A 12,008-nucleotide genomic window follows, 5' to 3' on the forward strand; every position below is an offset into this window, starting at 1 on the left:
CAAAACCAGCAAAACCATGAAATGTATTAACTGCGGAACTGATAATAAATTAAAAGACAGAACAGCAAATCAAGGCAGATGTTTAAAATGCAATCATCCTTTTGTTTTTGAACCTACAAGTATGGGAACTGCGACAATTACCGATTCTATGTTTTCTAAAACATTAGCAGATATTTCAGCTAGTTATACTTTATATTTTACACCCAAACAACTCCTTTATTTTTTAGATAATCGGGTTAGAAAAAAGGCATTTCAACCAATAGGATTTTGGTTTTTATATCTTTTTTTTAATGTTTGGATTTTCTTTACAATTTCGTATTTATTTAATCTAGTTTTCCAAGCACTTACAATTTGGTATTTATTTAATAACACAAATTCAAGTAGCGTCAACAATGCTAGTCGAAAAGCAAGTGCTAAAACCTTACAAAGACTGGGAGTGGTCATTCTGGTAGTGGGAATATCAGCAAGTTTATTTGTGTTAGATTCTTTCTCTGTTTTCTCTATTGTAGTAATTTTAGGGTTGCTATCAATATTTTTAGGAACTAGACAGTTAGGAAAAGTCCAAAATTTACCACAGGAACTTTTATTTCCTTCCACAGATTTAGATAGTTGGTTGAGAAAATGGCAACAAATAAATGGTAAAGTTGATCAAGTTCTAACTTCACAACAAGAACAAATTGCACCTAAATCTATTAACCCCGATATAACAGCTTATAGTTTTGATAGATTAGTAGTTTGTGATAGTGCTAATATGGCACAATTATTAATTGCTAATAATTTCCACTTTGAAAATAATTGTGCAATTCTCAGTATTACCGGTTATCCTCAAAGCATTTTTTCCACTACAATGGAAATGCTACGACGTAACCCTGATTTAAAGGTTTATGCTATTCATGATTGTAGTCCTAAAGGTGTCAGTTTAGTTCATCATCTTCGCACCAGTGAAAAGTGGTTTTTAAATAGCAATGTGACAATTATTGACCTGGGACTTTTACCCCGTCAAATTATTGCGAGTCAGGGAAAAATGTTTATTCGGTTTTCTTCACAGTTAAAAGACGAAGCTAAAAAATTATCTGTAGATATTCGTCAGAGTTTAACTGCTGAAGAATTAGCTTGGTTAGATACTGGTAATTTTGTCGAATTGGAATCTTTTACCCCACAAAAATTAATTCAAGTTCTCAGACATGGTATTTCTGGAAGCTTGAATTTAGAAAGTGATGATAGTAGTATAATTTTAATTGGTGATTCAGGTATTAATTCAGGAAATGATCTTTATATGGTGGAAAGTTTTGGTTAAATAAACATGGGTATTGTGGGGAAGGTAACAAAATTTCCGCATTTAACTATTTCTCCAATGTATTTTTATTTACTTGCAACCAAATTTCCAAACTCACCAATAACCACAGTTTAACACCATATCTTCCCCAAATATCACCTTGAAAATCTAACCATTCACGCAATATATCCTGATTAATATAAGCTGATATCTGACTATTTCTATTTAACAACAATTTCCGCGCTTTTCTTGGCCAATATTTTCTAAATCCCAATTGTACAGGAACCATCATCCCACTTTTAGGACGATGAATAATAGTATCTGGTAAAATGTCACTAACTGCTTTTTTTAAAACCGCTTTTTCTTCGACTCCTGAAAGTTTATATTCTGGAGGAATTTGCATACTTAATTCAACTACGCGCTGATCAAATAATGGTGATAAACCCTGTAAATCTGCCGCTTGAGTTAAATTATTCACTTTTGTTAAAATTTGATCTGCACCTTTAAATTTAATATTTAAAAACATTAATCTATTCAAATAATTGACATCGGCATTTAAATCATGATCAAATATGGATGATTCATTTTTTAAACTTTGCCAAATTTCCGGTTTTAAAAGTCGTGGTAAATCTAAAGCGCACTTTTGAAAAGAACTTAAATAAGCTTGTAATGAATCTTGATTGTGAATAGAACCATATAAACTGTTAATTAACATAGGTTGATTTTTTGGACCACCAAAACAAGGATCTCCTCCCTCTCCATTCAGGGTAATTTGCACATTTTTCCGTGCTATTCTCCCTATTAATAAATTGGGAACTGTCAAAGGATCACCAATAGGATCATCTAAATAAACCATGGTTTCTAGTAAACGTTCCCACATATCCCGAAAGCTAATTTCTAAGATGTGATGTTGGGTTTGACAATGTTGAGAAACTAAACTAGAAAATTCTAATTCGTTCGCAGTTTCTGCACCAAAATGAATAGAATAGGTGTGAATTGGTGCATGATGTAATTTCGCTGCTAGTGCGGTAATGCTGCTAGAATCTAAACCACCAGATAGGAAAATACCAACCGGTTGATTTTCGGGTAAATATTCTTTAACAACTTGTTCAAGTAAAAACCGCAATTTTTCACCATACCATTCTAAAGGTTGATTTGTATCTATAATTTGTTCTTTTAATTGCCAATAATGATCAACTTTGTGAGATGGTAGTTTTAGAAAACTACCGGGACGAATTTCTTTAATATCTTGCCAAAGTGTCCTTTCTCCCGGAACAAATGCACAACAAAGATAATCCCGTAATGCAACTAAATCTAAATTATCAGAACGATAAGGTGTTAAAGTTCTTAATTTTGGGGCTATCCAATAAGTTAAACCTGTGGTAGTATAATATAAAGTGCGTCCACCAATGGCATCTCTAATTAAATATAATTCCTGTTTTTCACAATCCCAAACTACTAACCCAAACATTCCCAATAATAGCTTTAAACATTCAGAATTGTATTTTTCCCAAAGTTGTGCCACTATTTTTTGATGACTGCAAGTATGATTAATCTCAATTCCTAATTTTTGCAGTAGTTCTCCTCGGTTACTTAACCAAATATCTCCAACTATTACAAATCTTTTACTGTCACTAATTGCAATTTTATCTGATTTAGAAATAACTGCAAATTGCTGATCTTGCCAAATTATATCCCTAGTGAAATTATTTAGTTTTCCGTAAGCTACACACCAACTAGAGTTAAATTCAATATTTGTAATAACATCAGAACTTTTAAAAAAATTAAATAGCATTGGTTTAGGTATTGGATAAAAGGTAATCAGTAACAATATTAAATTTACCATGAGCGAAGGGGTTTTCGGCCTTTGGTGTTTTCATGACTTGTAACATGATTATCAACCAAGGCCAACCACTACCGAATTGAGTAGCAGCAACAGTAGAAAATTCTTGAGGACGACACGCAAGTGTCACGTAATAATAAACCAATTCAGGCACATACGTAACAGAAAAATGGGGGTTTAGGGAGAGATATTTTGCCTAAGTCCTGTAATAAATTAGAGGTAATTACAGCAGTTTGAGGGCAAACCCGCCACAAGAATAAATCTCAGAATGATTTTTGGCACTAGTTTTCATCATATTCACTAGTTTTCATCATGTTCATGTGTGGCACAGTTGATCGTGATTTACCGTAAAACACGGTAAGATGTGAAAGAAAATAAACCATAAAGTCTTGGAATTAGGGGGAAAAATGACACAAACCGCTTTAGACCACCAAATTGAGTCCGAGGATTCTGCTTTTATTCCTAATTTCTCAATTAAAAAACTCGGTAAAGTTCTTTTGGGAGATCACCAAAACTTACCAGACAATCCTGGTATTTACTTCGCCATTGATTCAGCTAGTAGAATTTGGTATATAGGGATATCCACGTCTAGCCTGAGAAAGAGACACTCACAACACGAAAAATTTGAGGATTTCAAAACCAACAAAGTTCAGCACATCTGTTACTTTGTCTGGACTGACGAGCAAGATTTACATGAGTGGGAAGTTGGGTATATCCAGAAGTTCGACCCACCACTAAACATGAACTTGACTAAACAAAAATTACCAAAAATTGATCTCGGATACAGTGAAGAAAATTACATCAATAGATATCGAGAAATTAAGCAGCAATTAGCTTTATTGGAACAAGAGATGGAAGAATTGAAACCTAATCTCGTCACCCTGTTAGAACAGAACGGTGGTAAGATATCTGATAAATCTCTAGGGATTAGTGGGCATCTTCAAAGTAAGAAAATATGGCAGTATTCCCCAGAAGTAGAAGCTCAAAAGGAAGTTATTAAACGGTTACAAAAGCATGAAGAGGAGACTGGAATTGCGACAGTAAAATCAGTATCTACTTTTCCTGTTTTCAGATTCAAATCATAAAGATAATAATGCGCCTTTAACTCGTTCCCAGACTCCGGCTGGGAACGAGAGGACGAGAGTGAAGTTTATACCCGCCGATTTACTAAAGTAGCGCTGGCTTGGTCAACGGGCATCAGTAAGACCTCACTAATATTAACATGACTTGGCCTAGTGGCACAGAAAAAGATCACATCAGCCACATCATCAGGAGTTAGGGGTTTAAGGCCTTGATACACCTTTTTAGCCCGTTCTGTGTCACCATGAAAACGCACTTGACTAAATTCTGTTTCTACCATACCAGGGTCTACAGAAGTTACTCGCACAGGAGTTCCTAAAAGGTCTTGTTTTAAGCCTTCAGAAATGGCTTTAACCGCTGCTTTTGTCCCACAATAGACATTACCACCAGGATAGGTTTGATGTCCGGCTATAGAACCGATATTGATAACATGACCAAAATTCCGTTCCACCATTCCTGGGACTATGTAGCGGGTCAGGTAAAGTAAACCTTTGATATTAGTATCAATCATTTCTTCCCAGTCTTGAAAGTCACCTTGATGTAATTTGTCTAAACCGCGACTTAAACCAGCATTATTAATCAATATATCAATATTTGACCAGGAAGGAGGTAAATTATTAATAGCTGATTCTACTGCCAAGCGATCGCACACGTCAAGTGCTAATAAATGGATTTTATCAGATGGGATATCCAATGAATCAGCTAATTGCTGTAACCGTTCCCACCGTCGTGCCGCTAAAATCAGTTTTGCACCAGCATGAGCAAAAACTCTGGCACAAGCAGCACCTATACCGCTACTTGCACCAGTAATAAAAACAATTTGGTTTTGCATGGATTAGTAATTAGTAATTGGGTATTTTTTTTATTCCCTATTGCCTATTCCCTATTGCCTATTCCCTATTGCCTATTCCCTATTGCCTATTCCCTATTGCCTATTCCCTATTGCCTATTCCCTATTGCCTATTCCCTATTCCCTCTTAACTGTCACCTGTCACCTATCACCTGTCACCTACTTTTTAACTACTTGTAACCGTTGAGTAATAATAGTCATATTTTCACCCCTGCGAATAACTGCGGAAATCCACTGAGTACCAGGAGTGGAGGGTGCGCGTCCGATTTTGAAAAGTCCTCCAACATTGAGAAATTGTAAATTTGCAATTGTGGGTTTGAGAAATTTATTGGCTTGAATAGGTTCTTCTATAGCTGTTCCCAGTAGAAAATCCTCACCTAATGGTTCTTGAACAATGGCATCAAAACTATATTTTTCACCAACTTTTACCCGTTGTGGTAATTTAATTTCTACTTGGGGTGGTTTACTCCCAGCGGTTAGTTGAGTCCGTTCTGACAAAATATCTTGATGAACAATTTTTAAACCTGTGACTTTTTGACGTGATTTAATTGTAGACTGGAGGGTTAAATTATTATTACCAGATGCAGGTAAACCGCTAATGTTGGTAACAGTTTCCGCAATAATTGTATTACCTTGAGATTTCCAAGATTCTAGCTTTGTAGTATAACGTAATTGAGGATATCGCTTCCACAGTCCTGTTAAGGCTTGTTCCATGCCTTTACGGTTTAAGCCGTCACTATGAGTAAATGTAGGGCTGTAAAATTGCATCACAGCTTTAACATTACCTTGATTAGCAGCAGTATCAATCTGTGTTAAGAGCTTAGTGAGTGTAGAAGGTGCATTCTCCGGTTGACTTGCTTGCGCCAATTGCCCAGGAACAGATAAACCAATTGCTAGTAAACTGGAAAGGAGGGCAAACCCTAAGGGTAATGTTTTGTTACGTTTCATTAATAAAGGGATAATTTTAGTCATAAGTAAGATTTTACTGATTTGATGATCTAAAGATAAGGAATTTGTTTTATCTTAATGAAGCTGGGCGATAAATGGTATAGTCAGGAATGGTAAATGCAGCAATTAAATTACTTATAGCAGCTAGTGGGACAGGTGGACACTTGTTTCCCGCGATCGCATTGGCAGAAAAACTGCCAGAATACGATATTGAATGGTTAGGTGTACCAAACCGCCTAGAAACTCAGTTAGTTCCAGAGACCTATCCTTTAAATACCATCTCTGTTGAGGGTTTTCAGCAGGGTTTGAGTCTTCGTTCTCTTCGCACTTTTGTTAAACTCATTGGTGCAATTTTGAAAGTCAGACGCATTCTTAAACAGGGAAAATTCCACGGAGTTTTCACTACAGGTGGTTATATTGCAGGTCCTGCGGTAATTGCAGCCCGTTCTTTGGGTTTACCCGTGGTTTTTCATGAGTCTAACGCTTTACCAGGAAAAGTTACCCGCTTTTTTGGTCCTTGGTGTAATGCAGTGGCCATAGGTTTTGATGTTACGGCTCAATACTTACCTCGATCTAAAACTTTTTCTGTGGGTACTCCGGTCCGTTCTCAATTTTTGCACGAGGGAGGTAATAATAAGTTAGATTTATCTGTTCCCGATGGTGTTCCCTTAATTGTGGTATTTGGTGGTAGTCAGGGGGCTGTAGCTGTAAATAAATTGGTACGTCAGTCTGCGGAGGCTTGGTTTCAAGCCGGTGCTTATATAGTCCATTTAACAGGTGATAATGATCCTGATATTAACAGTCTACAACATCCTCAATATATCGCTTTGCCTTTTTATAACAATATGGCGGCTTTGTTGCGAAGGGCTAATTTAGCTATTAGTCGTTCTGGTGCGGGTAGCTTGACAGAATTGGCGGTTTGTGGTACGCCAGCAATTTTAATTCCCTATCCCTTTGCAGCAGAAGATCATCAATCTTATAATGCAGAAGTGTTTACTAAAGCTGGCGCTGCGTTGTCGTTTAAACAGTCTGATTTGACACAGGAAATATTCACAACTCAGGTTTTAAATTTGTTGCAATATCCAGAAAAATTGGCGAAAATGGGGAAAAATGCCAAAGCAATCTCTGTTCCTGATAGTGCGGATAAATTGGCAACTTTAGTGCGAAAAGTAATGGAAGCAGGACTTACGTAACTTACAAAAAAGCACAAAGAATAAGAGTTTGAGAAATTAAATTCTCTGCTATATGACTAAACAAAAAATACTTCAAGAAGGACAATCTTACACATTTCGCTCTTATTTTGAATTACCTTACGATATAGAGGAAATTCTCTCTGAGTTAGGTTACTCATTTATTAAAAAAGCCATTACTCTACCTAAAACCTCCAATCCTTTAAAGAACATTGCAGAACTTAAAGATAAAATCACCTCTTTCTTACCATTAGTTAGTTTGAATAATGAAACTGCTAGACGAGAAACTCTAGTTTCACCCCTTTTATTGGAGGTTATCACTTGTTGTCAATGTCAGCTAAAAATTGAGTATACAGTTAATGTGAATAATTGGTTAAAAGTAAATCTAGATTATTTGTTGCGTTCTCAGCAAAGCTTGTTAGTTATTGAAGCCAAAAATGATGATTTAACTAGAGGATTTACTCAACTCGCAGTAGAGTTAATTGCTTTATCGGAAATTGAAGAAAATAAATCTGTGTTTTATGGTGCTGTTACCACTGGAGAAATTTGGCGCTTTGGTAAATTAGATCGTCAACAACAACAAATTACCCAAGATATGACTCTTTTGAGAATCCCTGATGATATTGAAGAAATCGGTCATATTTTAGTTGGTATTTTGGAAATGAAAGATTAATTATATTTCGCGCAAAGGCGCAAAGTTTGAGATTTAAAATCTTTTCCTTGTTCCCTGTTCCCTGTTCCCTGTTCCCTGTTCCCTGTTACCTGTTACCTGTTACCTGTTACCTGTTACCTGTTACCTGTTACCTGTTACCTGTTACCTGTTACCTGTTACCTGTTACCTGTTCCCTGTTACCTGTTCCCTGTTCCCTGTTATAATATCTCTCAGACTTGCAACAATCATTTACAATGATTGCAAAGATAAGTAACACTCTCACAAATTCACAATCCGCCATAATGGTGTACTGATGTCTATATTTACGTCTAAGCAAGAAATGGCTGAATTTTGTAGCGATAGTGTGACTTTTTACCATTAGAGACGGATACAAAAAGTGTTTTCTAGGGATGAAAAATAACCTGTTGCAAGATACTGAAACCTGCTCTAATCAGTTTCTGATATTCCAAATGTGACTAAGCTGATATGGAAAATAATCACAACAGTTTAACGAAGCTAAACAAGGAGAACCAGAGTTTGGTAGTGGAACGCTTAAAACAAGACCTGAAAAATGACCTAATTGCTGGTTTGTTGGTGTTAATTCCCCTAGCAACTACCATTTGGTTAACAATTACCATAGCCACCTGGGTAATTAACTTTCTTACCCAAATTCCCAAACAACTTAATCCTTTTGACGGTTTAAACCCAATCCTGGTAAATATACTTAATTTATTCGTCGGATTAGCTGTACCACTATTAAGTATTCTCGTCATTGGCTTAATGGCTAGAAACATTGCTGGAAGGTGGTTATTAGATCTAGGTGAACGGTTATTACACGCGATTCCTTTAGCCGGTCAGGTATATAAAACCCTCAAACAACTATTAGAAACACTTCTAAAGGATTCCCATGGTAAATTTCGCCGTGTAGTATTAGTAGAATATCCTCGTCGGGGAATTTGGGCGATTGGTTTTGTGACAGGAATAATTAGCCATGAAATCCAAAATCATATCTCTCGTCCTGTAATCAGTATATTTATTCCCACTACCCCCAACCCAACAACAGGCTGGTATGCAATAGTCCCAGAAGAAGAGGTAATTAATCTTTCTATATCCGTTGAAGATGCTTTTAAAATAATTGTATCTGGTGGTATAGTCGCTCCTAATATGGAAACATCTGATCTGACAATGCTGGCAACAGTATTACCTCTAGAAATAAGACAATAGCGAAAATACCAGCAGCAAAAATTGAACTTGATGCAAATCTGGCAAAGTGATCCGAAAATAGATAAGCTAATTGTTTGTCTGTGCCAAAATTCACATATTTTTATCATCCCAACTGTATGCAACGTCGTAAACCCCAGCAAATAGCGCGTGAATTGGCACTGCTAAGTCTCAGTCAGTTACCAATAAACCCCAAAAAACTAGAAGCCCTATCAGACGAACAATTAGTCTCTAAGCTAGTCTTAGGGGCAGTACGCACCCTCACATTAGAAGTACAGGACACATTGAATAATGCCGCAGGAGAACTGCAACGGAGTAATGAGCGTCTATTGACTAGTGAAACTAGAGCCGCTGACTTGAATACGGCTAGAACTATGCTAAAGGAGGCAATTTCCTATACCCAAACCGCTATTAATCAATTAGGTACATCTGTTGATTTTCCTGAATTGATTCAATTAGCTAATCAAGATAAAGAAGTTCGTAATTATGCCAAAGCAATAATTATTACCGTAAATGAAAATCGTCAGGCTATTGAAGAACTTATTTCTAATGCTTTAGTAGATTGGCAAGTGACCCGTTTAGCCCAAATTGACAGAGATATTCTACAAATAGCTACCGCAGAAATAAAATTCATGAAAGTCCCTGATAGTATCGCTATTAATGAAGCTGTAGAATTAGCTAAACGTTATAGTGGAGAAGATGGTCACCGTTTTATTAATGGCGTTCTTCGTCGAGTCAGTGAACGGAAAAAAACTGCTTAAATTTGTCCTTAGTCAGTGATCATTGGTCAGTGCTAAGGCTTTTCTTTCTCTTTCTTCCTTGATTTCTAAGTCCTTCCATGGTTCCTAATTAAATTCTTATCTAAATCAACTACAATGGCTTTCAATTGGTTTAATCGTCCCCATCATCAATCCGCTGATACTCCCCAAACCCAAACAGAACCACCCGCAGTAGCAGCAACTCAATCAGAAACAACAGTACCAGATACGGAGGATTTGTTAGCTTTTGCTAAAGCTGCGTATAAAAATATTCAAGAAAAACAACAAATAGAAACAGTAACACCTGTAACTGTTGCAGAAGATACTATTCCTGAAAAAATAGTAGCCACAGAGGAAGTAATTACACTAACTGAAAATGCAGTAGAAACTACCGAAGATATTGTTAACGAATTACAACCAGAAGCAGCTAATTTATCTTTTTTAGAACGGGCTGCGGCAGAAAGACAAGCTAAACAAGAGAAATTGATTGCTAGTTCCATAGAAACCGAAATTCCAGAAATACTGACAATAACCACGGAAACAGAGGTAACAATTCCCGAATTAGCATTTGATGATGGTTTTAGATGGTCAGCAGAGGTTTTAGCCGCCCAAGGGAGAAAAGCGGAAGATATTTCCATAGAAGAGATTACTTGGTTGAAAAAACTGCGTCAAGGTTTAGATAAAACCCGACGAAATATTATTAATCGCCTAAAATCAATTGTTGGTCAAGGACCGCTCAATCAAGATGCTGTAAATGAAATTGAATCATTACTTCTACAAGCTGATGTAGGTGTAGAAGCAACCGAATATATTATTACTGCGCTGCAAAAAAAACTACTCACAGAAGTAACTCCACCAGAACAAGCAATAGCCTATCTTAAAGAAATTCTTAGGGATATGCTAGATGCACCCTTACAAAATCATGTAAAATCTAGGTTCGCGCCGGAAAAAGATACTCTCACGATTTGGTTAATTACTGGAGTTAATGGGGCGGGGAAAACTACAACCATTGGTAAAATTTCTCACCTAGCACAAAAATCCGGTTATAAGTGTTTAATTGGTGCGGCTGATACATTCCGGGCGGCTGCGGTGGAACAGGTTAAAGTTTGGGGGAATAGAAGCGGTGTAGAAGTTATCGCTAATCCAGGTAAAAACACTGATCCAGCAGCCGTGGTATTTGATGCGATCACCGCTGCTCAGGCTAGGGAAACTGAACTATTATTAATAGATACCGCTGGAAGACTGCAAAATAAGAAAAATCTGATGGAGGAACTCAGTAAAATCCGCAAAATTATCACCAAGAAAGCTCCTAATACCCATGTTGAATCTCTTTTAGTTCTTGATGCTACTCTAGGACAAAATGGACTGCGACAAGCAGAAGTATTTTCCCAAGCAGCCCAACTCAGTGGCGTTGTTTTAACCAAATTAGACGGAACAGCTAGAGGAGGTGTCGCCCTGGCTGTTGTTCAGCAGTTAGGCTTACCTATTCGTTTTATTGGTGCTGGTGAAGGAATTGAAGATTTACGTCCCTTTTCTAGTTATGAATTTGTAGAAGCATTATTGAGCGGTTGATATTGCTTTTGATATTGCTTTTGATTGAGATGTGACGCAAAAGCAAGATTTATAACTCAAACAAATTCCCTCATCGTACTGAGTCAAGTATATAACTAAAATTACAGTTAAGTCACTTATTGTAATTTCAGGAACGTACCGGATATTTTAGTGTGATCTAGACAAATGGGGTTGGTGTTAGCGTCGAAGTCCTTAAATTGCGTAAATTAGTTTTATCTATGTTACCTAAAACTTACGTATTTATGGAAAAAAAAGAGAATTTTTTCATAAAAGAAATCTATCTGCGGAAATATTGCCAAAATTTGTGGTATATAGGTTAAAAGCATGATGACAACTCTGTTTTTCACAAAAACCCAACTACCCAAAAATCATCAATTAACTGACCATAAATCTATATGGTTTTTGGTTTGATGATTACTAATATCTACCCTGTAAGAAATAGAGGTAATTTTATTGATGATCAACTTTATATTTCTCAAGATATATGAATGGCTAATTCAGTTATGAAAAAATTGGAAGCCTCTGATTAATACTGATTACCAAAGAAATATTTTTGACAAAATCAGAAGATTAATCATCAACCACAAGAAATTCCGTCCTACCCTGCTTCTACTCTTG

Annotated in this window: 10 protein-coding genes and 1 pseudogene; 7 read left to right on the forward strand and 4 right to left on the reverse strand. The window is 36.5% G+C overall.

The genetic code is table 11. The features are described from left to right. The first annotated feature begins 16 nt into the window (after window positions 1–16). Window positions 17–1,297, forward strand: coding sequence for a hypothetical protein (locus tag H6F39_RS03440; protein ID WP_190396241.1), 1,281 nt, complete (start codon window positions 17–19; stop codon window positions 1,295–1,297). A 46-nt stretch (window positions 1,298–1,343) separates the two neighbouring features. Here the strand turns inward: H6F39_RS03440 and H6F39_RS03445 are convergent, their stop codons facing one another. Together H6F39_RS03445 and H6F39_RS03450 are read right to left on the reverse strand one after the other, a co-directional pair. After that, on the reverse strand, window positions 1,344–3,071 hold the full coding sequence (locus tag H6F39_RS03445; RefSeq protein WP_190396242.1) for an asparagine synthetase B: 1,728 nt from the start codon (window positions 3,069–3,071) through the stop codon (window positions 1,344–1,346). Between the two features lie 28 nt (window positions 3,072–3,099). Next, window positions 3,100–3,228 (reverse strand): annotated as a pseudogene (locus tag H6F39_RS03450) (Fe-Mn family superoxide dismutase); the annotation flags it as partial. A gap of 298 nt (window positions 3,229–3,526) precedes the next feature. On the opposite strand from H6F39_RS03450, the gene H6F39_RS03455 reads away from it, so the two are divergent. Beyond that, on the forward strand, window positions 3,527–4,204 hold the full coding sequence (locus H6F39_RS03455) for a GIY-YIG nuclease family protein (RefSeq protein WP_190396244.1): 678 nt from the start codon (window positions 3,527–3,529) through the stop codon (window positions 4,202–4,204). 65 nt (window positions 4,205–4,269) lie between these two features. On the opposite strand, the gene H6F39_RS03460 is transcribed toward H6F39_RS03455, so the two are convergent. Both H6F39_RS03460 and H6F39_RS03465 read right to left on the reverse strand, forming a co-directional pair. Beyond that, entirely contained in the window at window positions 4,270–5,031 is a 762-nt protein-coding gene (locus H6F39_RS03460; protein WP_190396245.1) for an SDR family oxidoreductase, read from the reverse strand. A gap of 177 nt (window positions 5,032–5,208) precedes the next feature. Then, window positions 5,209–6,021, reverse strand: a complete 813-nt coding sequence (locus tag H6F39_RS03465; protein WP_190371975.1) for a nuclear transport factor 2 family protein — start codon at window positions 6,019–6,021, stop codon at window positions 5,209–5,211. Window positions 6,022–6,107: 86 nt separating this feature from the next. On the opposite strand from H6F39_RS03465, the gene murG reads away from it, so the two are divergent. The 5 genes from murG (at window position 6,108) to ftsY (ending at window position 11,390) form a co-directional block, all read left to right on the forward strand. Beyond that, window positions 6,108–7,190 (forward strand): undecaprenyldiphospho-muramoylpentapeptide beta-N-acetylglucosaminyltransferase, encoded by a 1,083-nt coding sequence (gene murG / locus H6F39_RS03470; protein WP_190396246.1) that lies wholly within the window; start codon window positions 6,108–6,110, stop codon window positions 7,188–7,190. A 52-nt stretch (window positions 7,191–7,242) separates the two neighbouring features. Further along, entirely contained in the window at window positions 7,243–7,860 is a 618-nt protein-coding gene (locus H6F39_RS03475; RefSeq protein WP_137908838.1) for a hypothetical protein, read from the forward strand. A gap of 465 nt (window positions 7,861–8,325) precedes the next feature. Continuing rightward, complete coding sequence (locus H6F39_RS03480) at window positions 8,326–9,063, forward strand: DUF502 domain-containing protein (protein ID WP_137908839.1); 738 nt, start codon at window positions 8,326–8,328, stop codon at window positions 9,061–9,063. Between the two features lie 116 nt (window positions 9,064–9,179). Next, the gene (gene nusB, locus H6F39_RS03485; RefSeq protein ID WP_137908840.1) at window positions 9,180–9,821 is read left to right on the forward strand and encodes a transcription antitermination factor NusB; all 642 of its coding nucleotides are present in this window, start codon (window positions 9,180–9,182) and stop codon (window positions 9,819–9,821) included. Window positions 9,822–9,935: 114 nt separating this feature from the next. Continuing rightward, entirely contained in the window at window positions 9,936–11,390 is a 1,455-nt protein-coding gene (ftsY, locus tag H6F39_RS03490; protein ID WP_137908841.1) for a signal recognition particle-docking protein FtsY, read from the forward strand. The last annotated feature ends 618 nt before the right edge of the window (window positions 11,391–12,008 follow it).

The organism is Dolichospermum sp. FACHB-1250 (genome assembly GCF_014696335.1).
Lineage (GTDB): Bacteria > Cyanobacteriota > Cyanobacteriia > Cyanobacteriales > Nostocaceae > Dolichospermum > Dolichospermum planctonicum.